Source organism: Streptomyces sp. NPDC034049 (genome assembly GCF_055575575.1).
The window spans coordinates 104,639-125,913 of record NZ_JBVISJ010000012.1 but is presented as its reverse complement, the minus strand read 5'-3'; the positions used below and the strand labels follow the sequence as shown (position 1 = coordinate 125,913).

Genomic DNA, 21,275 nt, shown 5'->3' with positions numbered 1-21,275 from the left:
GCCTCGAGGGGCACCCGGCGACAGGCACGCCGGGTGCCCCTTAGCTAAGCTAAAGAACAGGTGTGCCGGGAAGTCTGGTCGGCGAGTGTTCCGTGCTGCCCACCGACCGGAGGTCCCCATCGTGGCCGCGTCCCGCACCACCCCCACCCGCAAGGTCCTCGACCGGCTCTCTCTGCCCGAGCGGACCTTCGTGGCGGACGCGCTGCGCACGGAGACCGTCGGCGGCTGTCTGCTGCTCCTGGCCGCCGTCACCGCGCTGGTCTGGGTCAACGTCCCCGCGCTGCACGACAGCTACGAGAGTGTCAGCGACTTCCACTTCGGCCCCGAGGCGCTCGGCCTGAACCTGTCCGTGGCGCACTGGGCGGCCGACGGGCTCCTCGCGGTCTTCTTCTTCGTCGCCGGCATCGAGCTCAAGCGCGAGCTGGTCGCCGGTGACCTCAAGGACCCCAGAACGGCCGCGCTGCCCGTGGTCGCCGCGCTGTGCGGCATGGCCGTACCGGCGCTCGTCTACACGCTCACCACCGTCACCGGCGGCGGCTCCCTGGCCGGCTGGGCGGTGCCCACGGCCACCGACATCGCCTTCGCGCTGGCCGTGCTCGCCGTCATCGGCACCTCCCTGCCGAACGCGCTGCGGGCCTTCCTGCTCACCCTCGCCGTCGTCGACGACCTGTGCGCGATCCTGATCATCGCGGTGTTCTTCACCGACGACCTGAACTTCGCCGCGCTCGGCGGCGCGTTCGGCGGCCTCGCCGTGTTCTGGCTGCTGCTGAGGAAGGGCGTGCGCGGCTGGTACGTGTACGTTCCGCTCGCGCTCGTCGTCTGGGCGCTGATGTACAACAGCGGCGTGCACGCCACCATCGCCGGGGTCGCGATGGGGCTGATGCTGCGCTGCACCCGGCGCGAGGGCGAGGAGCACTCCCCCGGTGAGCACATCGAGCACCTCGTGCGCCCCCTGTCGGCAGGTCTGGCGGTGCCGCTGTTCGCCCTGTTCAGCGCCGGGGTCGCGGTGTCGGGCAGCGCGCTCGCGAAGGTGTTCACCGAGCCGGAGACGCTCGGGGTGGTGCTCGGCCTGGTGATCGGCAAGGCGGTCGGGATCTTCGGCGGGACCTGGCTGACCGCCCGCTTCACCCGGGCCTCGCTCTCCGAGGACCTGTCCTGGCCGGACGTCTTCGCCGTCTCCTCCCTCGCCGGGATCGGCTTCACCGTGTCGCTGCTCATCGGTGAACTGGCCTTCGAGGGCGACCAGGTGCTCACCGACGGCGTCAAGGCCGCAGTCCTCACCGGTTCGCTCGTCGCGGCGGTCCTGGCGAGCATTCTGCTGAAGCTGAGGAACGCCAAGTACCAGGCGCTGTGGGCCGCCGAGGAGCGCGACGACGACCTCGACGGCATCCCCGACATCTACGAACAGGACGACCCGGCGTACCACCTGCGGATGGCGGAGATCTATGAACGCAAGGCCGCCGAACATCGCAGGCTTGCCGAAGTGGCGGGCGGGGCAGGCGTCGGCGACGACGGTCCGGCATGATCTGACAGGACCGTAGACAGGACCGTACAAACGCATATGAGGGAGACCCCGATGAGCGCACCCGACGGCAGCCCGGTCGGAGCCGAACGCAGCGTCGGCCAGTTGTTCGCCTCGGCGACGGCCGAGATGTCCGCGCTGGTGCACGACGAGATCGCGCTGGCCAAGGCCCAGCTCAGGCAGGACGTCAAGCGCGGCATGGTCGGCGGTGGCGCGTTCACGGCCGCCGGGGCGGTGCTGATCTTCTCCCTGCCGATGCTGAGCTTCGCCCTGGCGTACGGCATCCGCACCTGGAGCGACTGGAACCTGGCGATCTGCTTCCTGCTGTCGTTCGCGGCGAACGTGCTGGTCGCCGTCGTCCTGACGGTCGTCGGCGTCGTCTTCTCCAAGAAGGCCAAGAAGGGGCAGGGCCCGCAGAAGGTCGCCGCGTCCATGAAGGAGACGGCGGGCGTGCTGCAGAACGCCAAGCCGCACCCCCGTCGGCCCGCCCCGGCCGACAGCGCGGTCGAGGCTGTGGCACGCTCGACGTCATGACCGACCCCGCGACCGCCCCGGCCGCCCCCTCGAATCAGCCCGCGTCTCCCGTACGGCTCGACGTGCCCGGCGCCAAGGAGCTGATCCACCGGGACGTGGCCGCCAACGGCGCGCGCTTCCACATCGCCGAGGTGGGCGACGGACCGCTGGTGCTGCTGCTGCACGGCTTCCCGCAGTTCTGGTGGACCTGGCGGCACCAGCTGGTCGCCCTCGCCGAGGCGGGCTTCAGGGCCGTGGCCATGGACCTGCGCGGGGTCGGCGGCAGCGACCGCACGCCCCGGGGCTACGACCCGGCGAACCTCGCCCTCGACATCACCGGCGTCGTACGGTCCCTCGGCGAGCCCGACGCCGCGCTGGTCGGTCATGATCTGGGCGGTTATCTGGCGTGGACGGCGGCCGTGATGCGCCCCAAGCTCGTCCGGCGGCTCGCCGTCTCCTCCATGCCGCACCCGCGGCGCTGGCGCTCCGCGATGCTCTCCGACGTCAAGCAGACCTCCGCGGGCTCCTACATCTGGGGATTCCAGCGGCCCTGGATCCCCGAGCGGCAGCTCACCGCCGACGACGGCGCGCTGGTCGGCCGGCTGATCAGGGACTGGTCGGGCCCGCGGCTGCCCGACGACGAGGCCGTGGAGGCGTACCAGCGGGCGATGTGCATCCCGTCGACCGCGCACTGCTCGATCGAGCCGTACCGGTGGATGGTGCGGTCCATGGCCCGCCCGGACGGCATCCAGTTCAACCGCCGGATGAAGCGGCCGGTCCGGGTGCCCACCCTCCATCTGCACGGGTCGCTCGACCCGGTGATGCGCACCCGCAGCGCGGCCGGATCCGGGGAGTACGTCGAAGCGCCGTACCGTTGGCGGCTGTTCGACGGTCTGGGGCACTTCCCGCACGAGGAGGACCCGGTGGCGTTCTCCACCGAACTCATCAACTGGCTGAAGGATCCCGAGCCCGACCGGTGAGTCGGCCGGGCCGCCCGCTATCCGAACGTGAACACCTGTTCCACGAACAGCCACTTGCCCGGCGCATAGGCCAATTGGGGGGCGTGGGGGCGGTTATCGACCTTGGGGCGGGGGCACACGTCGGGGTATGGGCTGGACGCACGACTACAGTGACGCAGCACGCAACCGCCGCTCGGCCTCGGGCCTGAGCTCCCACCAGAGGGGCGGCCCGCAACTGCAGGGCACCGATCCCCGGCTGGGCATTCCGCGCATCCTGCGCCGCCGGGCCCGCTGGGTCTCGGCCCGGCTGCGCCATCCTCGCCCCTGACCCCTGCGGGGCGACCCGCACAGGTCCTTTCACCACCGGCTCCGCCGGGCCTCAGAGCGCGCAGCTGTCGCTGTCCACCTGCTGGTTGGCCGTACGGCCCTTGGCGATGTCCTCCTCGACCTCGTCCGCGGTGAGGGCGTAGCCCGTCTCCGGGTCGTCGAGGGACTTCGCGAAGACCACGCCGTAGACCTTGCCTTCGGGCGTGAGCAGCGGGCCGCCGGAGTTGCCCTGACGGACCGTCGCGTACAGCGAGTAGACGTCACGGTGGACGGTGCCGCGCTTGTAGATGTCGGCGCCGTTGGCCGTGATGCGACCGCGCACGCGTGCGGGCCGGATGTCGTACGCGCCGTTCTCCGGGAAGCCCGCGACGATCGCGTCGTCGCTGCTGACGGCGTCCTTGGTGGTGAACTTCAGCGCGGGCGCCTTGAGACTGGGCACGTCCAGTACGGCGATGTCGCGCTCCCAGTCGTAGAGGACGACCTTGGCGTCGTACTTGCGGCCCTCGCCGCCGATCTGGACGGTGGGTTCGTCGACTCCGCCGACCACGTGCGCGTTGGTCATCACCCGGCGCTCGCCGAAGACGAAGCCGGTGCCTTCGAGGACCTTGCCGCAACTCTGGGCGGTGCCCATGACCTTGACGATGGATCGCTTGGCGCGCTGGGCGATCGGGCTCCTGGCGAGCGCCGGGTCGGGGGGCTGGACCTCGGTGATCGGCTCGTTCGAGAAGGGGCTGAAGACCTGCGGGAAGCCGTTCTGTGTGAGGACCGAGGAGAAGTCCGCGAACCAGGTGTCCGCCTGGTGGGGCAGGGCACCGGCCACGCCCTGGAGCACCTTGGAGTTGCGGACCTCCTTGCCGAGCGTCGGCAGGGTCGTCCCCGCGAGCGCGGAACCGATCAGCCAGGCGACCAGGAGCATCGCGACGACGTTGACGAGGGCGCCGCCGGTGGCGTCCAGGGCGCGGGCCGGGGACCAGGTGATGTAGCGGCGCAGTTTGTTGCCGAGGTGGGTGGTCAGGGCCTGGCCGACGGAGGCGCAGACGATCACGATGACCACGGCGACGACCGCGGCGGCGGTGCTGACCTCGGAGTGGTCGGTCATCCAGTCCCAGATGACGGGCAGGGCGTAGACCGCGACGAGTCCGCCACCGAGGAAGCCGATCACCGAGAGGATGCCGACGACGAAGCCCTGTCGGTAGCCCACGATCGCGAACCAGACAGCGGCGACCAGCAACAGGATGTCCAGCACGTTCACCGCTTCAAGCCTCGCCTCGTCACTACGCGATCACTACAGGCCGACCGGGGGACCGGTCCGCCGCGCGGCGACAGGGGGACGCGACAGGCCCCAGAAGACGCAGCACGGCAGACACCCTGTCATGAGCGCCAGTCGAGCGGGACCTGCTTCTCGCGGTCCCAGGGGCGCTCCCAGCCCGAGTAGTGCAGCAGACGGTCGATCACTCCGGCCGTGAAACCCCACACCAGGGCTGATTCGACCAGAAATGCCGGACCTGCGTACCCGCGGGGGTGCACGGCGGTGGCTCTGTTGGCGGGATCCGTGAGATCCGCCACGGGAACGGTGAAGACGCGGGCCGTCTCGTTCGGATCGACGACCCGGACCGGGGTGGGGCGGCGCCACCAGCCCAGGACGGGCGTCACGACGAAGCCGCTGACCGGGATGTAGAGCTTGGGCAGCACACCGAAGAGCTGGACGCCGGCCGGGTCGAGGCCGGTCTCCTCCTCGGCCTCGCGCAGGGCGGCGCGCAGCGGGCCGTCGGTCTGCGGGTCGCCGTCCTCGGGGTCGAGGGCGCCGCCCGGGAAGGACGGCTGGCCCGCGTGCGATCTCAGCGAACCGGCGCGCTCCATGAGCAGCAGCTCGGGCCCGCTCGGTCCGTCGCCGAACAGGATCAGGACCGCCGACTGCCGCCCCGAGCCGTTCTCCGGCGGCAGGAAGCGGCTGAGCTGCAGCGGCTCGACCGTCTCGACGGCGTGCACCACCGGGTCCAGCCAGGCGGGCAGGCCCTCCTTGTCCAGACCGACGCCGTCGTCCCCTGCGTGGCGCCGCCCCGCCTGGTGCCCGTTGTCGGTGTCCGTGCCGCCGTCCGTCCGGCTCGCGCGTGTCATAGCCACCCCCGTCGTTCTTCCGATCCCAACGCCCGGAGGACCGCTGTTCGTTCCACTTGGGCCCCGTGTCCCCCTTGTGGGTGGAAGCCGGGGCGTAGAGGGCGTGGAGAGGGGCGGACAGGGCGTGGACCGGAGCGTACGGGTGCGGCGGCGGTACGCCGGTCCGGGTGCCCGGTGCGGGCCGTCATCCGGCGGCTCCGAGGGGCGGGGCCGGGATGCCGCCCGCGTCCAGGTAGGACTGCGGAGGCTTGAGGCGTTGACCGGGGAAGCCGCCCTTCTCGTACTTCAGGAGCTTCCTGGCCTTCTCCGGGTCCGTCTCCCCCTCGCCGAACGCCGGGCAGAGCGGGGCGATGGGGCAGGCGCCGCAGGCCGGCTTGCGGGCGTGGCAGATGCGGCGGCCGTGGAAGATCACGTGGTGCGACAGCATCGTCCACTCGCTCTTGGGGAAGAGCGCGCCGACGGCCGCCTCGATCTTGTCCGGGTCGGTCGCCTCGGTCCACCGCCAGCGCCGTACGAGCCGCTGGAAGTGGGTGTCCACGGTGATGCCGGGGCGGCCGAAGGCGTTGCCCAGCACGACGAAGGCGGTCTTGCGGCCGACACCGGGCAGCTTGACGAGGTCCTCCAGACGGCCGGGGACCTCACCGCCGTGGTTCTCCACCAGGGCCTTCGACAGTCCCATCACCGACTTCGTCTTCGCCCGGAAGAACCCGCAGGGCCGCAGGATCTCCTCGACCTCCTGCGGGTCGGCCGCGGCCAGGTCCTCGGGGGTGGGGTACTTCGCGAACAGCGCCGGTGTCGTCTGGTTGACCCGCAGGTCGGTCGTCTGCGCGGACAGGACCGTCGCCACGATCAGCTGGAAGGAGTTCTCGAAGTCCAGCTCCGGGTGGGCGTACGGGTACACCTCGGCGAGTTCGCGGTTGATACGACGGGCCCGGCGGACGAGGGCCGTACGGGACTCGGGCTTGGCCGCCGGGGCCGCTCTCCGGGCCGGGGCGGCCCCGCGCGTCGCGACCGCCTTCTTCACCGGGGCCGCCTTGGCCGGAGCCGCCTTGGCCGGAGCCGTGGTCTTCCGGGCGGGGTTCTCCGCCGCTGATGGATCGGACACCTTCGTCGCCTTTGCCGTTTTGTTCGCTCCCGTGGGGCCCTGTTCGCCCACAGCGGAATCACGCCGTACAACCACCCGCGCAGCCCCCTAGGCCTGTGCTCTCACCGGCGATTTGGACACCCGGCCAGCCTAAAGCCCGGCACCGACATCCGCCCCGGGCCCAGAAGATCGGCCCCCAATTGGACCCCTGACGCTTACCCCGGGACATGTGTGCGGCATCCTTGTGACAGATCACACTGTTTGGTCCGTCCGGCAAGATGGGGAACACGGTCCCCTGGTAGTACGGGGAGCAAGATCCCCTGAGCAGGTCGACAAGGAGAGAACTCGTGGACGACGTTCTGCGGCGCGCCCCGCTCTTCGCGGCGCTCGATGACGAGCAGGCCGCGGAGCTCCGCGCCTCCATGAGTGAGGTGACCCTCGCGCGCGGCGACGCTCTCTTCCACGAGGGCGACCCGGGTGACCGCCTGTATGTGGTCACCGAGGGCAAGGTGAAGCTGCACCGCGCCTCGCCCGACGGCCGCGAGAACATGCTGGCCGTGCTCGGCCCCGGTGAGCTGATCGGCGAGCTGTCGCTGTTCGACCCGGGCCCGCGGACCGCCACGGCCACCGCGCTGACCGAGGTCAAGCTGCTGGGCCTCGGCCACGGCGACCTCCAGCCCTGGCTGAACGCGCGGCCCGAGGTGGCCGCGGCGCTGCTGCGCGCGGTCGCTCGGCGACTGCGCAAGACCAACGACCAGATGTCCGACCTGGTCTTCTCGGACGTGCCCGGGCGGGTCGCCCGTGCCCTCCTGGACCTCTCCCGCCGCTTCGGCGTGCAGTCGGAGGAAGGCATCCACGTGGTGCACGACCTCACGCAGGAGGAGCTGGCGCAGCTCGTCGGCGCCTCCCGGGAGACCGTGAACAAGGCACTGGCGGACTTCGCGCAGCGCGGGTGGCTGCGCCTGGAGGCCCGCGCGGTGATCCTGCTGGACGTGGAGCGACTGGCCAAGCGGTCCCGCTGACAGCTGGGCCGGCCGTACGCCGATGGGGTTCGTCTCGTTTCTCGGGGCGGACCCCGTTGTCATGCCCGGGGAGTCGTCGCGTCCGGGGAGTCGCCACGTCCAGGAGCAGTCACGTCCAGGGAGTTGTCGTGTCCAGGGCGCCACGGGTGCGCTCCGGGACCCCCTGGGCGCGCCTGGGAGGGGCCTCTGGGGCCTGGGAGGGTTCTGAGGTCCCGTGTGACGCCCCGGACGTCCGTGAAGCCCGGAGACGGGCGCTCAGGCCCGGCAGCGATCAGATCAGGCCGTGTTCGCTGAGGTACTCCATCTGCGCCCGCACCGAGAGTTCCGCGGCCGGCCAGAGGGAACGGTCGACGTCCGCGTAGACGTGGGCGACCACTTCGCCGGGGGTGCGGTGACCGTTCTCGACGGCCGTCTCGACCTGGGCGAGTCGGTGGGCGCGGTGGGCGAGATAGAACTCGACGGCGCCCTGGGCGTCCTCCAGGACGGGGCCGTGGCCGGGGAGCACCGTGTGGACGCCGTCGTCGACCGCGAGGGACCTCAGGCGGCGCAGGGAGTCGAGATAGTCGCCGAGACGGCCGTCGGGATGGGCCACGACCGTCGTACCGCGCCCGAGAACCGTGTCACCGGTCAGGACGGCCCGGTCGGCCGGCAGGTGGAAGCAGAGCGAGTCGGCGGTGTGGCCGGGGGTCGGGACGACCCGGAGTTCCAGGCCGCCGAGCGAGACGACGTCGCCCGCGCCCAGCCCTTCGTCGCCGAGCCGCAGCGCCGGGTCCAGGGCCCGTACGTTCGTCCCGGTCAGCTCGGCGAAGCGGGCGGCGCCCTCCGCGTGGTCGGGGTGGCCGTGCGTGAGCAGGGTCAGCGCGACCCGTTTTCCGGCCTTCTCCGCCGTGTCGACGACGTTGCGCAGGTGGGCGTCGTCCTGTGGGCCCGGGTCGATCACGACGGCGAGGTCGGAGTCCGGTTCGGAGACGAGCCAGGTGTTGGTGCCGTCCAGCGTCATCACGGAGGGGTTCGGCGCGAGCACGTTGACGGCACGCGCGGTGGCGGGGCCGGAGAGGACACCGCCCCTGGGCTGGCCGGGAAGAGCTGCTGCGTCGGTCATACGGAGGTGCCTTCCAGCGGGAGGGGAGGGGTGCCGCGGTGGCGGTCGCGGACCCGTACGACGTCCCGGCACCCACGCGGCGGGACGAGGGACGCGCGGACAGGCACGGGCCGGTCGCCCGAGCGGCCCGGGAGAACCGCCCCGGCCGAGAGAGCCGACCGGCCCGGGAAGGCCGACCCGCTAGAACAGGCCGCCCCGCCGAGGAACGCTGACCCGCCAGGGAGGGCCGACCAGCCCGGGACAGCCGACCCGCCGAGGAAGGCCGCCCCGCCAGGAAACGCTGGCCGGTTTACGAGGGCTGTCGCGGCGGTCATGTGGGGTCCCCGGCGGCCGGGACGCGCTTGGTGAACTCGTCGTGGCCCGGCCAGGAGAGGACCACGTCGTCGTTCTCCAGGCGGGCCCGGGCGAGGACGGGTGTCAGGTCTCGGGCGGGTGCGGCGGCGAGCGCGGCGGCGGCCGAGCCGTGCTCCGCGAGCGACCGCAGGGTCGCGATGGTGGGCGGCATCATCATCAGCTCGCCCTTGTCGTAACCGTCCGCCGCGTCCCGGGGCCGGATCCACACCGTGCGGTCGGCCTCCGTGGAGGCGTTGCGGGTGCGCTGGCCCTGCGGGAGAACGGCGACGAAGAACCACGTGTCGTAGCGGCGGGCCTCGAACTCCGGGGTGATCCAGCGCGCCCAGGCGCCGAGGAGGTCGGAGCGCAGGACCAGTCCCCGTCGCTCCAGGAACTCGGCGAAGGACAGCTCCCTGGCGGCCACCGCCGCGCGGTCGGCCTCCCAGTCGTCGCCCGTGGTGTCGCCGATCACGGTGTCGGGGCTCGGCCCGGCGAGCAGGACGCCCGCCTCCTCGTACGTCTCCCGTACGGCCGCGCAGACGATCGCCTGGGCGTCGGACTCCTCGACGCCGAGCCGGGCGGCCCACCACGCGCGCGTGGGGCCCGCCCAGCGGATCTGCCGGTCGTCGTCGCGGGGGTCGACCCCGCCGCCCGGATACGCGTACGCGCCCCCGGCGAAGGCCATGGAGGCGCGTCTGCGCAGCATGTGCACGACCGGGATGTCGGCCGTGTCCTTGAGCAGCATGACGGTGGCGGCCCGCCTGGGGGTCACCGGTGTCAGCGTGCCCGCCGCGAGTGCGCGGATGCGGTCCGGCCATTCGGCGGGGTACCACTGCCCGTTTGCCATGGGCGGAGGCTAACTCGTCACGGGCTGATGTTCGAGTGAGCCTCCGCGATCACACCCCCTAGGCCTCGACGAGCTCCACCTGGAGCTCCACCTCGACCGGCGCGTCCAGCGGCAGGACCGCCACACCGACCGCGCTGCGCGCGTGGACGCCCTTGTCGCCGAACACGGCGCCCAGGAGTTCGCTCGCGCCGTTCAGTACGGCGGGCTGGCCGGTGAAGTCGGAGGCCGAGGCCACGAAGCCGACGACCTTCACCACGCGCGCGACCCGGTCCAGGTCGCCGGCCACGGACTTGACGGCGGCGAGCGCGTTCAGCGCGCAGGTGCGGGCGAGCTCCTTGGCTTCCTCGGGGGTGACCTCGGCGCCGACCTTGCCGGTGACGGGCAGCTTGCCGTCCACCATGGGCAGCTGCCCGGCGGTGTACACGTACACCCCGCTCCGCACGGCCGGCTGGTATGCGGCGAGCGGCGGGACGACCTCGGGCAGCCTCAGCCCGAGTTCCGCGAGCTTCGCTTCGACGGCGCTCACGGCTTGGGCCGCTTCAGGTAGGCCACCAGCTGCTCGGGGTTGTTCGGCCCGGGCACGACCTGGACGAGCTCCCAGCCGTCCTCGCCCCAGGTGTCCAGAATCTGCTTCGTGGCATGGACGAGCAGCGGCACGGTTGCGTATTCCCACTTGGTCATGTGGCCGACTTTATCCGCTGCCGGGCCGCCGTCCGGCACGGGTTCCGCCGCCGCCCCGGCGGGCACGACGGCCAGGACGGGCGGGCACGACCGCGCGGGCAGGCGGGCCGGCGGGTGAGCCGACAGGCGGGGAGGACACACGCCGAACGGCACGGAGGACGCACGCCGACAGGCGAGGGCGGCACAAGTTGTCCACAGCCTCCCGCGTATGCCGCGGGCGGACTGGTTAGGCTCGAATACGTGAGCAGGCTCCAGGTCGTCAGCGGCAAGGGCGGGACCGGAAAGACCACGGTCGCCGCCGCACTCGCGCTCGCCCTCGCGACCGAGGGGAAGCGCACCCTCCTGGTCGAGGTCGAGGGCAGACAGGGCATCGCACAGCTCTTCGAGGCAGAGGCACTGCCGTACGAGGAGCGGAAGATCGCGGTGGCCCCCGGGGGCGGGGAGGTGTACGCGCTGGCCATCGACCCCGAACTGGCCCTGTTGGACTACCTCCAGATGTTCTACAAGCTGGGCGGGGCCGGAAGGGCCCTGAAGAAGCTCGGTGCCATCGACTTCGCGACCACCGTCGCGCCCGGCCTCCGGGACGTACTGCTGACGGGCAAGGCCTGCGAGGCGGTGCGCCGCAAGGAGAAGAGCGGGCGGTTCACGTACGACTACGTGGTGATGGACGCACCGCCCACCGGACGCATCACCCGCTTCCTGAACGTCAACGACGAGGTGGCGGGCCTCGCGAAGATCGGCCCCATACACAATCAGGCACAGGCGGTGATGCGCGTCCTGAAGTCGCCCGAGACGGCCGTGCATCTGGTGACCCTGCTGGAGGAGATGCCCGTCCAGGAGACGGCGGACGGCATCGCCGAGCTGCGGGCGGCGAAGCTGCCGGTGGGACGGATCATCGTCAACATGGTGCGGCCCGAGGTGCTGGACGCCGACGAGCTGGAGTTCGCGCGCGCGGTGCCGCGTACGGCCGTCGCCAAGTCCCTGTCCACGGCCGGCCTGGGCGGCGCGCGGCGCGGCGGCAACGCCGAGCGGCTGGTGGAGCCGCTGCTCGCGCAGGCCGAGGAGTACGCCGAGCGCTACACCCTGGAGCACGAACAGCGGGGCGTCCTGGCCGAGCTGGGTCTGCCGCTGCACGAACTGCCGCTGCTCGCCGAGGGCATGGACCTCGCGGGCCTGTACGAACTCGCCACGGAACTGCGTCAGCAAGGGATCTCATGACTCCGGACCCGGCCGCCTCGCGCGACGCGGCGCACGACCACGACTCGGACCCCGCCCACGCCTCCTCCCAGGCACCCGACGGACATCGCGTGCTCGACTCGACCCGGCCCCTGGCCGTCGATCCCCTGCTGGACGACCCGCGGACCCGCATCGTGGTGTGCTGCGGCGCGGGCGGCGTGGGCAAGACGACCACGGCGGCGGCGCTCGGGCTGCGGGCCGCCGAGCGCGGCCGCAAGGTGGTCGTGCTCACCATCGACCCGGCCCGGCGGCTCGCCCAGTCGATGGGGATCGACTCGCTGGACAACACCCCGCGCCGGGTGAAGGGCGTCGACGGGGACGGCGAACTGCACGCCATGATGCTCGACATGAAGCGCACCTTCGACGAGATCGTCGAGGCGCACGCGGACCCCGACCGGGCGTCCGCGATCCTGAACAACCCCTTCTACCAGTCGCTCTCGGCGGGCTTCGCGGGCACGCAGGAGTACATGGCGATGGAGAAGCTGGGCCAGCTCCGGGCCCGTGACGAGTGGGACCTGATCGTCGTCGACACTCCGCCGTCCCGTTCGGCGCTGGACTTCCTGGACGCGCCGAAGCGACTGGGTTCCTTCCTCGACGGCAAGCTGATCCGGGTGTTGCTGGCGCCCGCGAAGGTCGGCGGACGGGCCGGGATGAAGTTCCTGAACGTCGGCATGTCGATGATGACGGGCGTCCTGGGCAAGCTGCTCGGCGGTCAACTGCTCAAGGACGTCCAGACGTTCGTGGCCGCCATGGACTCCATGTTCGGCGGCTTCCGTACGCGCGCGGACGCCACGTACAAGCTGCTCCAAGCCCCCGGCACCGCCTTCCTGGTGGTGGCCGCGCCGGAGCGGGACGCGCTGCGTGAGGCGGCGTACTTCGTGGAGCGGCTGGCGGCCGAGGACATGCCGCTGGCAGGGCTGGTGCTGAACCGCGTCCATGGCAGCGGCGCGGCCCAGCTGTCCGCCGAGCGCGCGCTCGCCGCCGCGGAAAATCTTGACGAGCCCCGCATTGTGGATCAGATGGACGGGAAAGCAGTTCGTAACTCTCCCGACACGTACGACAGTTCAGTCAGTTCAGTCAGTCCAGGCAGCCCAGTCAGTTCCGACAGCCCGGCTAGTGCCGTCAGTTCTGGCAGCCAGGCCAGTTCGGAATCTCCCGTAACGACCGGTGCCGAGGACGGCTCCCCCGTCCCGGATCTGACGGTGGAACACCTCACGGCCAGCCTGCTCAGGTTGCACGCCGAGCGGATGCGTCTGCTCTCCCGCGAGCAGCGCACGCGCGACCGCTTCACCGCGCTTCATCCCGAGGTGGCCGTGGCCGAAGTGGCCGCACTGCCCGGCGATGTCCATGACCTGGCGGGTCTGCGGGACATCGGGGACCGGCTCGCGGCCATAAGGCCGGAGCTACCCACCTCCGACGGCTGACCGATCGACCGGCCGTGACTCACCGACCGACGGCCGCGACTCACTGACGAGGAACCGTCCTGGCCCGAAAGCCGATCCACGCCTCGGGGCACCCGAGAGCCGGCACACCTGCCCGACGCGCCGACACCTCAAGGGCGCCCTCGACCGACGTGGCCCGCGACGTGACCCGGAAGGGGCCTCGCCCTCAGCTCACCGCCGCGTAGTTCTCGTACATCTCGTCATCGTCGAGCGGCAGAATGCCCGCGCCACGCTCGTACTCCGTGCGCGCGGTCTCCAGCAGCCTGCGCCACGACGTGACGGTCGGTCGCCTGCGCAGCAGTGCGCGGCGCTCACGCTCCGTCATTCCTCCCCACACGCCGAACTCGACGCGGTTGTCCAACGCGTCCGCCAGGCACTCCGTCCGCACCGGGCATCCGGTGCACACCGCCTTGGCCCTGTTCTGCGCTGCTCCTTGAACGAACAGTTCATCCGGATCGGTAGTGCGGCAGGCAGCCTGCGCACTCCAGTCGGTAACCCAGCCCATACCGGCGCCGTCCTCTCCCGAATCGAGGCTCCCCCACGGCGGCAGCGGCATATTCACCGCCGCCAGTTGAGGACGTTACGGAAGGTGGGCACAGCGCAACACCCCCTTCGGGCCCAATCTTGAATGGCCCGAACGGACTATGCGTAAGCGGCAGATCACCCGCGGGAGTGACCTGAGGACATACGTGACTATCCCGTCAGAACGGGATAGTTGACATACGTCACAACGGACACCGAATGACACGCGAGGTGAATTCGGACACGACACCGGAAAAAAATCGGAAGAACGTCAGAACGATTCGGGCTCGCCCGACGTACTTGATACAAGGGCCTACGGCTGTGACAGTTGACAGCAGCTTAGGCCAACGCCTGCGCGCGTGTCCGGCGAATGAGAACGTAGACAACCGTTCACGTTCTCTTCACGCCCCGGCGCCGCCGTGCCCTCGGCGACGCATGTCACGATCCGGCACCCGTACCCCTCCGGACCCACCTGCTCCTTCGGAACGGTCATCGGTACGGATTAGGCTGCCTCCATGCCAAACAAGCGCTCGGGTGGTGGTCTGTCCCCCACACAGCAGGCCGCCAAGTTCCTAGGTGTCAGCGTGCTCGCCGGCGCCGTCATGGCGGGCATCGCCCTGCCCGCGGTCGGCGCCCTGGGGCTGGCGGCCAAGGGTTCGGTCGAAGGGTTCGACGAACTCCCCGCCAACCTCAAGCAGCCACCGCTGAGCCAGCGCACGACGATCCTCGACAGCAAGGGCGACTCGATCGCCACGATCTACAGCCGCGACCGTACGGTGGTCGATCTCAAGGAGATCTCGCCGTACATGCAGCAGGCGATCATCGCCATCGAGGACGCCCGGTTCTACCAGCACGGCGCGATCGACCTGAAGGGCGTCCTGCGCGCGCTGAACCGGAACGCGCGGGAAGGCGGTGTCGCCCAGGGCGCGTCCACACTGACGCAGCAGCTGGTGAAGAACGTGGCGGTGGAGGAGGCCGGTGACGACCCGACGCTGGTCGCCCAGGCCACCCAGCAGACCCTCGGCCGGAAGATCAACGAGCTGAAGAAGGCGATCCAGCTCGAAGAGGAACTCGGCAAGAAGAAGATCCTCGAGAACTACCTGAACATCACGTTCTTCGGACAGCAGGCCTATGGCGTCGAGGCCGCCTCCCAGCGCTACTTCTCCAAGTCCGCCAAGGACCTGGACGTCGAGGAGGCCGCACTCCTCGCCGGCATCGTGCAGTCGCCCAGCCGGTACGACCCGGTGAACGACCCGCAGGAGGCCACCAAGCGGCGCAACACCGTGCTGCAGCGCATGGCCGATGTCGGCGACATCTCGCGGGCAGACGCCGACAAAGCCATGAAGAAGCCGCTCGGCCTCGACATCAGCAAGCCGAAGAACGGCTGCATCACCGCCGTCAAGGGTGCCGGTTTCTTCTGCGCCTACGTCCGCGAGGTGTTCCTCAACGACCCGATCTTCGGCAAGACGAAGGAAGACCGGGCCAAGATCTGGAACCAGGGCGGTCTGACCATCCGGACGACGATGGACCCGCAGGCCCAGAAGTCGGTCCAGGCCTCCGTCAAGGCGCACGTCCGGCAGAAGGACGAGGTGGCCACCGCCGCCACCATTGTGGAGCCGGGCACCGGCAAGATCCTCGCCATGGGGCAGTCGAGGCCGTACGGCCTCGACATCAAGAAGAACGAGACGTCGATAAACCTCTCGGTGGACGAGTCCATGGGTGGCGGAGCGGGCTACCAGCCCGGTTCGACGTTCAAGCCGATCGTCGCCGCGGCGGCCATCGAGGACGGCATGTCCCCGGGGAAGATCTACTCCGCGCCGTACCAGATGGCCTACCCGAGCCCGATCTCCACCTGCGGTGGCGGCAGTTGGCGCAACGGAACCGGCACCAACGCCGCGAAGCTCGAGAACGAGAGCCCGAGCGAGGTCGGCCCGTACTCGATGGAGAAGGCGACCGCGCTGTCGGTCAACACCTACTTCGTGCAGATGATCGCGGACATCGGCATCTGCCCCGTGACGAAGATGGCCGGGAAGATGGGCGTCGAGCGGGCCGACGGCCGCAAGATCGACCAGGCCCCGTCGATCGCGCTCGGCACGCAGGAGATGTCCCCGCTGACCATGGCGAACGCGTACGCCACCTTCGCCGCGCGCGGCATGTACTGCACGCCGGTCGCCATCGATTCGATCACTCAGCGGATCGGGGACAAGTCGAAGTCGCTGAAGGTTCCGAAGTCGACGTGTTCGCGTGCCATGTCCGAGAAGACCGCCGACACGATCAACACACTGCTCGAGGGCGTGGTCGAGGACGGTACGGGCCGGGAGGCCGGCCTCGGCGGCAGTCGGCCCAGCGCCGGTAAGACCGGTACGACGGACTTCCGTTACGCGGCCTGGTTCGTGGGCTACACCCCGAACATGGCCGGTGCCGTCTGGGTCGGCGACCCCGCGCACAAGCGCCGCATGGTCAACATCGTCATCGGCGGCGAACGGCACGACAAGGTCTTCGGTGGCCGGGTCCCCGGTCCGATCTGGCGGGACATGATGTCCGGCGCGCTGGAGGGCAGGCCGAACCCCGACTTCAACCGCGTCTACATCCCCGACGAGCGACCGGACCGCGACCGCGGGGACGACGACGACAACGGGAACGGGAACGGCCGCGGGAACGACGACGACAACGGCAACGGTGACGACGACAACGGCGGCTTGATCGGCGGCACCAACGGCGGGACCACCTTCCCGACCCCGGACTTCACCATCCCGGAGGACTGGATCCAGGGCCAGACGAACGGCGGGAACAGGGGGAACGGCAATGGTGGGGGGTTCGGGTGACGGTGTCCGAGTGACGGGTGCCGAGTGACGGTGCCTCGGGTGCTTGGCGCGGTCACCGTCGGCGCTTCGGGTCCTTGGCACGGTCGCGGCGGGGCTGCGGTCAGAGGCGCGGTCTCGGCGGTGGTCGGCTGACGGTCGTGGGTGGGGCGGCGGTCAGCTGACGGCCATGGCGGTGGAGCCATGGATACGGATACGGATACGGCGGTGGAGGCGTCCCTGGAGAAGGGGCGCCTCCACCGCCGTTCGTTCGGGTGGGCTGGAGGACAAGGGGTCGGTGGGGCGGAGCGGGTGGGCTCGGCGGGCGACCGGAGGTCGGGCGGTGCAGTCGGCCGGCAGGCCCGCGCGAGCCGGTGAGGTGCTCAGCCGCCCGCGAGCTGCTGCTTGACGATGGCGGCGACGCGGCCGCCCTCGGCGAGCCCGGCCACCTTCGGGTTGACGATCTTCATGACCTGGCCCATCGCGCGCGGCCCCTCGGCACCGGCGGCCCGCACCTCCTCGACGGCCTGGACGACGATCTCCCGCAGCTCCTCGTCGGACAGCTGCTTGGGCAGGTACTCGGCGAGCAGCTCGCCCTCCGCCTTCTCCCGCTCGGCCGACTCGGTACGACCGCCCTGGGCGAACGCCTCCGCGGCCTCACGGCGCTTCTTCGCCTCCTTGGTGATCACCTTGAGCACCTCGTCGTCGGAGAGCTCACGCTTCTCCTTGCCCGCGACCTCTTCCTTCGTGATCGCGGTGAGGGTCAGCCGGAGCGTCGAGGAGCGGAGCTCGTCGCGCTCCTTGATGGCGGCGTTGAGGTCTTCCTGCAGCTTCGACTTGAGCGTGGTCATGGCGTCGATTGTCGCAGGTGCGGCGCGAGAAGCGCGCCTTGATTTCGCTGGTCTGTGCGGATCGGGCGTAAGGGCCGGAGTGCGTTGTCCACAGGGCGAGTTGACGATCGGTGACGATCGACGGTGGTGGACGAGAGTTGTCCACAGGCGGGCGCTCGGGCTCCGCGGGGTCTGACACGATGGACACATGCGAGCGCGATACGGAGTACCTCTGGGGATCGCGGCGGTCGGTGCCGCCGGTGTGGTGTACGCGGCGGGTTTCGAGGCCCGCTCCTTCCGACTGCGGCGGGTGACGGTGCCGGTGCTGCCGCCGGGCATGCGGCCGCTGCGCATACTCCAGGTGTCCGACATCCACATGGTGAGCGGGCAGCGTAAGAAGCAGCGCTGGCTGCGGTCCCTGGCCGGGCTGCGCCCCGACTTCGTGATCAACACCGGGGACAACCTCTCGGACCCCGAGGGCGTCCCCGAGGTGCTGGACGCACTGGGCCCGCTGATGGAGTTCCCCGGCGCCTACGTCTTCGGCTCCAACGACTACTACGGCCCGAAGCTGCGCAACCCCGCGCGCTACCTCCTGGAGAAGGTCCAGGGCCGACACGGCCTGAACGGCAACAAGCCGGTGGTGGGCGCCGTCCACAACCCGTGGGAGGACCTGCGGGACGGCTTCGACGGGGCGGGCTGGCTCAACCTCACCAACACCCGCGGCACGCTGAAGATCGAGGGCATGTCGGTCGAGCTGACCGGCCTGGACGACCCGCACATCAAGCGGGACCGGTACGCGCGGGTGGCCGGGGGGCCGTCGGACTCCGCCGACCTCTCCCTGGGCGTCGTCCACGCCCCCTACCTCCGTAGCCTGGACGCTTTCACCGCCGACGGATACCCGCTCATCCTCGCCGGGCACACCCACGGCGGACAGCTCTGCATCCCCTTCTACGGCGCCCTCGTCACCAACTGCGATCTCGACACGGACCGCGTCAAGGGCCTCTCCACCCACACGGCCGACGGCCACACCGCCTACATGCACGTCTCCGCCGGCTGCGGCACGAACCGCTACACCCCGGTGCGCTTCGCGTGCCCACCGGAGGCTTCGCTACTGACGTTGGTGGCACGGGAGGGATAGACCCGGGGGCCTGCGCCCGCCCCGCGGCGGGCCCCCTGGGCGGTGTTCTGACGCGCAGAAATCCTCCGCCCACACACACATGAACCCCCATCCACCCACCCACCCACCCACCCACCCGTACGGATCATCCTGGATAGCCCGTTTCGTCCGGTCGGCTTAGCGTGAGCGCATGACCGCACCGATACCCAGGGACATCCCCGACCTGCCCGCGATCTCGGGCATCCCCGCTCCGGTGACGTCCGTCGTGCCCGCGGCGGCGGTGGTGACACCGACCCGACGCCCCCTCGCGGGGACGTACCGCGCCCTGGTCGCGCTGGCTGCGGCAGCGGCCGTGGTGACCGAGATGGTGCTGGGCAGCCCGCTGCGCGCGTTCAGCCACTTCTCGGTCCAGAGCACGGCCCTCGTGGCACTGGTCTTCGCCGTCTCGGCCCGCCGCGCCTGGTCGGCCCGCCGCCCCCTGCCGTCCGCCGTGACCGGCGGCACGGTCCTCTACGCCGTGATCACGGCGTCGGTGTATCACCTGCTCCTCACGGACGACCCGGCGACCTTCTCCATGACGATGACGCCGGCGGGTGCCCCGGTCGCCCCCACCGGCTGGCTCGCCCTGACCAATCTCGCCTTCCACACGGTGATCCCCCTGGCGGTGGTGGCGGACTGGCTGCTGCTGACGCGCCCGTCCCCACCCCGCCTGATCCAGGCGGCGGCCTGGCTGCTCTACCCGCTGGTGTACCTGGCGTCCACGCTCGGCCGCGCCGCCCTGGTGACCACGGACTGGCCGGCCCCGTACCTCTACCCGTTCCTGGACGTCGACCGCCACGGCTACAGGGCGGTCCTCGGCAACGCCCTCCTCCTGGGCCTCGCCTTCTGCGCCGTCGCCCTCCTCCTCGTCGTCATCGACCACCTCCGCCCCGACCCGGTACACCCTCGCCGGGGGCGCCCCGACCGCCCGGACCGCCACCCCGAAAACCGGATTTCGTCTCCGGCCACCGGTGGGCTAAAGTAAACGACGTCGCCGCGACAAGCAGCGACAATCGGGGTGTAGCGCAGCTTGGCAGCGCGCTTCGTTCGGGACGAAGAGGTCGTGGGTTCAAATCCCGCCACCCCGACAGCTAAGTAGCAGGTCAGAGGGCCCTTACCGAGTCGGTAAGGGCCCTCTGGCGTTGCTGCGTGTCTCACCGCGTGACTGTTGTTCTTGAGCTGTTCTTGCGTGCTGCTGAGTGACTACGGCTGCTGCGGGGCGGCTCCGGAGATGCTGTCCATGACGACAGCGCCAGTCTGGATCACGGGCCGGATCTGCTTGCGGTAGACCTCCTGGTCGGAGAGCAGGGACACGAAGCGGTGCCGGAGCTCCCGAGGCGTCCGCTCGTCGGCGTTGACTTTCGGCAGCTTGGTGAGTTGGGTTGCCCCGTTGCTCAGCAGCGTCACGGAGGCAGGACCGGCCATTAAGGCTCCGCCGACGACCTACCTGCTGAGAAGCAGGGCGCCCAGCAAGAACAGCCCACCCAGTACGGCTAGGCAGCCCAGCCCCGCAAGGCAGCCCCCGCCTTCCCCGTCGTACACGGGAACGTTGAATGGATCAGCCATAGATCATCCCCCTTCGCCCCTTACATGCTATTACCTGCCAACGGAATCCCCCCTCGCGATGCGGAGGTCATTTACGGGGCTGCACATGACACCAGCCCTCGTTCCCAAAGCGGTGGCCGGCAGTGGGCGCGCTGGTCATGATGGCTACGAGGCCGGGCAACGCCGCTGGTGACCGGCGTGGTACGGCGGCGGTGCACATCGCGGAGGCGGTCAGAGGGAGGAGGAAGGACGATGGCGGATGAGATACGTGACTTGCTGTGCTGGCGAGGTCCGATCTCGGTGAACGTGTTCGTCATCGGCTCCGGCAACACCCCCTTGCCGAAGAATGCCTTTCACGTCGCAGGGATGGTTCCTGACGCCTTCCTGCCGTTCCCTCTGCTGGGGCAACCCGAAGCCATCGAGCGGCTCGGTTGCGTGTCGTACGACATCGACTTCGATGACGTCTCACTCGATCTACGCGAATACACGCGAGCAGTACTTCGGCGTGTCTGCGCAGACACGCCGGCAGTGGCCTGGGCAGCTTTCGAGGGGACGTTCCACTACGACGAACTCCTCACCGACCAGGTGGCCCACCAGGTCTACGGTTACTGCGCGACCGGCGCCGAGCCGGTGGTCGAGTGGGACACCGCGGCCCTGCGAGGCGAGGAGTGGCGCCGCCGAATTGCCGGGGCCCGAGCGGCTCTGGACGCTTTGCTGTCCGTTTCGGACACACGAGCCGGGAAGAGCCGCACCGACTGAGTGTCCAAGAGGCCCACCGTCCCAAGGCAGATGAATAGAGCCGGGGGTGTTGGTCAGGCGGGGAGCCAGGTGGGCCATTGGGGTGGGATGTTGGTTGGGGGGCAGAGGCCTGAGTCGCCTGGGTAGTCGGCCAGGGTGCCTCGGGTGGCGAAGAGGTACCAGGCCAGCGCGGCTGTGGTGAGCAGCACCAGGATCAGCGGCAGCGTGGCGCGGAGTGCTTTCGGCGCGTGGAGTGCCAGGCGGCGGGCGATGGCATGTGCGAGCAGGGCGACCAGCGCCTCGGCTGCCAGGGTCAGGGGGAGCAGGAAGTTGAGTTCGAAGCGGCCGCCTGCGTCGTAACCCGCGTCGCAGTACGCGCGCGCCCAGACGGTCAGGGACCAGGCGGCGGCGCCCATCGTGGCTCCGAGCAATGCGGAGCCCGCCCAGGGCAGGCAGGAGGCGGATCTCTGGTCTGCTGTGTGCACGACATGACATGA

Annotated in this window: 21 protein-coding genes, 1 tRNA gene and 1 pseudogene; 12 read left to right on the top strand and 11 right to left on the bottom strand. The window is 70.2% G+C overall.

Annotated features, from left to right (window positions below; translation table 11 throughout):
• The first annotated feature begins 121 nt into the window (after positions 1-121).
• From nhaA to ACZ52C_RS30120, 4 genes are all read left to right on the top strand, one after another.
• Positions 122-1,525: a Na+/H+ antiporter NhaA gene (gene nhaA, locus ACZ52C_RS30135; RefSeq protein ID WP_469077703.1), complete on the top strand. Its 1,404-nt coding sequence runs from the start codon at positions 122-124 to the stop codon at positions 1,523-1,525.
• Positions 1,526-1,576: 51 nt separating this feature from the next.
• Positions 1,577-2,056 (top strand): phage holin family protein, encoded by a 480-nt coding sequence (locus tag ACZ52C_RS30130; RefSeq protein WP_469077702.1) that lies wholly within the window; start codon positions 1,577-1,579, stop codon positions 2,054-2,056.
• Positions 2,053-3,015 (top strand): alpha/beta fold hydrolase, encoded by a 963-nt coding sequence (locus ACZ52C_RS30125; RefSeq protein WP_045563040.1) that lies wholly within the window; start codon positions 2,053-2,055, stop codon positions 3,013-3,015. The genes ACZ52C_RS30130 and ACZ52C_RS30125 overlap by 4 nt, the downstream gene beginning before the upstream one ends.
• A gap of 127 nt (positions 3,016-3,142) precedes the next feature.
• On the top strand, positions 3,143-3,322 hold the full coding sequence (locus tag ACZ52C_RS30120) for a hypothetical protein (protein WP_078853953.1): 180 nt from the start codon (positions 3,143-3,145) through the stop codon (positions 3,320-3,322).
• Positions 3,323-3,373: 51 nt separating this feature from the next.
• On the opposite strand, the gene ACZ52C_RS30115 is transcribed toward ACZ52C_RS30120, so the two are convergent.
• The 3 genes from ACZ52C_RS30115 to nth form a co-directional block, all read right to left on the bottom strand.
• Entirely contained in the window at positions 3,374-4,573 is a 1,200-nt protein-coding gene (locus tag ACZ52C_RS30115; RefSeq protein WP_469077701.1) for a MarP family serine protease, read from the bottom strand.
• A 119-nt stretch (positions 4,574-4,692) separates the two neighbouring features.
• Entirely contained in the window at positions 4,693-5,439 is a 747-nt protein-coding gene (locus ACZ52C_RS30110; RefSeq protein ID WP_469077700.1) for an NUDIX hydrolase, read from the bottom strand.
• 184 nt (positions 5,440-5,623) lie between these two features.
• Positions 5,624-6,544 (bottom strand): endonuclease III, encoded by a 921-nt coding sequence (nth, locus tag ACZ52C_RS30105; protein ID WP_469077699.1) that lies wholly within the window; start codon positions 6,542-6,544, stop codon positions 5,624-5,626.
• Between the two features lie 326 nt (positions 6,545-6,870).
• Here nth and ACZ52C_RS30100 point away from each other — a divergent pair, with 326 nt between their 5' ends.
• Entirely contained in the window at positions 6,871-7,545 is a 675-nt protein-coding gene (locus tag ACZ52C_RS30100) for a Crp/Fnr family transcriptional regulator (RefSeq protein ID WP_005476003.1), read from the top strand.
• 271 nt (positions 7,546-7,816) lie between these two features.
• On the opposite strand, the gene ACZ52C_RS30095 is transcribed toward ACZ52C_RS30100, so the two are convergent.
• The 4 genes from ACZ52C_RS30095 to ACZ52C_RS30080 form a co-directional block, all read right to left on the bottom strand.
• On the bottom strand, positions 7,817-8,647 hold the full coding sequence (locus ACZ52C_RS30095) for an MBL fold metallo-hydrolase (RefSeq protein WP_469077698.1): 831 nt from the start codon (positions 8,645-8,647) through the stop codon (positions 7,817-7,819).
• Between the two features lie 310 nt (positions 8,648-8,957).
• Positions 8,958-9,827, bottom strand: coding sequence for an NUDIX hydrolase (locus ACZ52C_RS30090; RefSeq protein WP_469077697.1), 870 nt, complete (start codon positions 9,825-9,827; stop codon positions 8,958-8,960).
• Positions 9,828-9,885: 58 nt separating this feature from the next.
• Complete coding sequence (locus ACZ52C_RS30085; protein ID WP_469077696.1) at positions 9,886-10,353, bottom strand: RidA family protein; 468 nt, start codon at positions 10,351-10,353, stop codon at positions 9,886-9,888.
• Entirely contained in the window at positions 10,350-10,508 is a 159-nt protein-coding gene (locus ACZ52C_RS30080) for a DUF4177 domain-containing protein (protein ID WP_086785308.1), read from the bottom strand. The genes ACZ52C_RS30085 and ACZ52C_RS30080 overlap by 4 nt, the downstream gene beginning before the upstream one ends.
• A 240-nt stretch (positions 10,509-10,748) precedes the next feature.
• Between ACZ52C_RS30080 and bagA the strand changes: the two genes are divergently transcribed.
• Positions 10,749-11,726 carry an ATPase BagA gene (gene bagA, locus ACZ52C_RS30075; protein WP_086785310.1) on the top strand — a complete coding sequence of 326 codons (978 nt, stop codon included), beginning with the start codon at positions 10,749-10,751 and terminating at the stop codon, positions 11,724-11,726.
• Positions 11,723-13,168, top strand: coding sequence for an ATPase BagB (gene bagB, locus ACZ52C_RS30070; RefSeq protein WP_469077695.1), 1,446 nt, complete (start codon positions 11,723-11,725; stop codon positions 13,166-13,168). Before bagA ends, bagB begins: the two co-directional genes overlap by 4 nt.
• 184 nt (positions 13,169-13,352) lie before the next feature.
• Here the strand turns inward: bagB and wblA are convergent, their stop codons facing one another.
• A complete protein-coding gene (wblA, locus tag ACZ52C_RS30065) occupies positions 13,353-13,691 on the bottom strand; it encodes a transcriptional regulator WblA (protein ID WP_033524587.1) in 339 nt (112 codons plus the stop codon).
• 532 nt (positions 13,692-14,223) lie between these two features.
• On the opposite strand from wblA, the gene ACZ52C_RS30060 reads away from it, so the two are divergent.
• Positions 14,224-16,533 carry a transglycosylase domain-containing protein gene (locus tag ACZ52C_RS30060; RefSeq protein ID WP_469077694.1) on the top strand — a complete coding sequence of 770 codons (2,310 nt, stop codon included), beginning with the start codon at positions 14,224-14,226 and terminating at the stop codon, positions 16,531-16,533.
• 359 nt (positions 16,534-16,892) lie between these two features.
• Here the strand turns inward: ACZ52C_RS30060 and ACZ52C_RS30055 are convergent, their stop codons facing one another.
• The gene (locus ACZ52C_RS30055; RefSeq protein WP_469077693.1) at positions 16,893-17,360 is read right to left on the bottom strand and encodes a GatB/YqeY domain-containing protein; all 468 of its coding nucleotides are present in this window, start codon (positions 17,358-17,360) and stop codon (positions 16,893-16,895) included.
• A 187-nt stretch (positions 17,361-17,547) separates the two neighbouring features.
• On the opposite strand from ACZ52C_RS30055, the gene ACZ52C_RS30050 reads away from it, so the two are divergent.
• From ACZ52C_RS30050 to ACZ52C_RS30040, 3 genes are all read left to right on the top strand, one after another.
• Entirely contained in the window at positions 17,548-18,477 is a 930-nt protein-coding gene (locus ACZ52C_RS30050; RefSeq protein WP_469077692.1) for a metallophosphoesterase, read from the top strand.
• A gap of 169 nt (positions 18,478-18,646) precedes the next feature.
• Positions 18,647-19,480 carry a Pr6Pr family membrane protein gene (locus ACZ52C_RS30045; RefSeq protein ID WP_469077691.1) on the top strand — a complete coding sequence of 278 codons (834 nt, stop codon included), beginning with the start codon at positions 18,647-18,649 and terminating at the stop codon, positions 19,478-19,480.
• Between the two features lie 29 nt (positions 19,481-19,509).
• Positions 19,510-19,583, top strand: a tRNA-Pro gene (locus tag ACZ52C_RS30040).
• A 115-nt stretch (positions 19,584-19,698) separates the two neighbouring features.
• Here ACZ52C_RS30040 and ACZ52C_RS30035 read toward each other — a convergent pair.
• Positions 19,699-19,854: pseudogene (locus tag ACZ52C_RS30035) on the bottom strand (site-specific integrase); the annotation flags it as partial.
• A gap of 438 nt (positions 19,855-20,292) precedes the next feature.
• On the opposite strand from ACZ52C_RS30035, the gene ACZ52C_RS30030 reads away from it, so the two are divergent.
• Complete coding sequence (locus ACZ52C_RS30030; protein ID WP_469077690.1) at positions 20,293-20,799, top strand: hypothetical protein; 507 nt, start codon at positions 20,293-20,295, stop codon at positions 20,797-20,799.
• 53 nt (positions 20,800-20,852) lie between these two features.
• Here the strand turns inward: ACZ52C_RS30030 and ACZ52C_RS30025 are convergent, their stop codons facing one another.
• Positions 20,853-21,263, bottom strand: a complete 411-nt coding sequence (locus ACZ52C_RS30025) for a hypothetical protein (protein ID WP_469077689.1) — start codon at positions 21,261-21,263, stop codon at positions 20,853-20,855.
• Between the last annotated feature and the right edge of the window lie 12 nt (positions 21,264-21,275).

Coding starts and splice junctions, on each gene's coding strand:
- ACZ52C_RS30055 (WP_469077693.1), bottom strand. CDS start 17,360: ATGACCACGCTCAAGTCGAAGCTGCAGGAAGACCTCAACGCCGCCATC.
- ACZ52C_RS30120 (WP_078853953.1), top strand. CDS start 3,143: ATGGGCTGGACGCACGACTACAGTGACGCAGCACGCAACCGCCGCTCG.
- ACZ52C_RS30090 (WP_469077697.1), bottom strand. CDS start 9,827: ATGGCAAACGGGCAGTGGTACCCCGCCGAATGGCCGGACCGCATCCGC.
- ACZ52C_RS30060 (WP_469077694.1), top strand. CDS start 14,224: ATGCCAAACAAGCGCTCGGGTGGTGGTCTGTCCCCCACACAGCAGGCC.
- wblA (WP_033524587.1), bottom strand. CDS start 13,691: ATGGGCTGGGTTACCGACTGGAGTGCGCAGGCTGCCTGCCGCACTACC.
- ACZ52C_RS30050 (WP_469077692.1), top strand. CDS start 17,548: ATGCGAGCGCGATACGGAGTACCTCTGGGGATCGCGGCGGTCGGTGCC.
- ACZ52C_RS30110 (WP_469077700.1), bottom strand. CDS start 5,439: ATGACACGCGCGAGCCGGACGGACGGCGGCACGGACACCGACAACGGG.
- ACZ52C_RS30125 (WP_045563040.1), top strand. CDS start 2,053: ATGACCGACCCCGCGACCGCCCCGGCCGCCCCCTCGAATCAGCCCGCG.
- ACZ52C_RS30045 (WP_469077691.1), top strand. CDS start 18,647: ATGACCGCACCGATACCCAGGGACATCCCCGACCTGCCCGCGATCTCG.
- ACZ52C_RS30080 (WP_086785308.1), bottom strand. CDS start 10,508: ATGACCAAGTGGGAATACGCAACCGTGCCGCTGCTCGTCCATGCCACG.
- ACZ52C_RS30030 (WP_469077690.1), top strand. CDS start 20,293: ATGGCGGATGAGATACGTGACTTGCTGTGCTGGCGAGGTCCGATCTCG.
- ACZ52C_RS30095 (WP_469077698.1), bottom strand. CDS start 8,647: ATGACCGACGCAGCAGCTCTTCCCGGCCAGCCCAGGGGCGGTGTCCTC.
- ACZ52C_RS30130 (WP_469077702.1), top strand. CDS start 1,577: ATGAGCGCACCCGACGGCAGCCCGGTCGGAGCCGAACGCAGCGTCGGC.
- bagB (WP_469077695.1), top strand. CDS start 11,723: ATGACTCCGGACCCGGCCGCCTCGCGCGACGCGGCGCACGACCACGAC.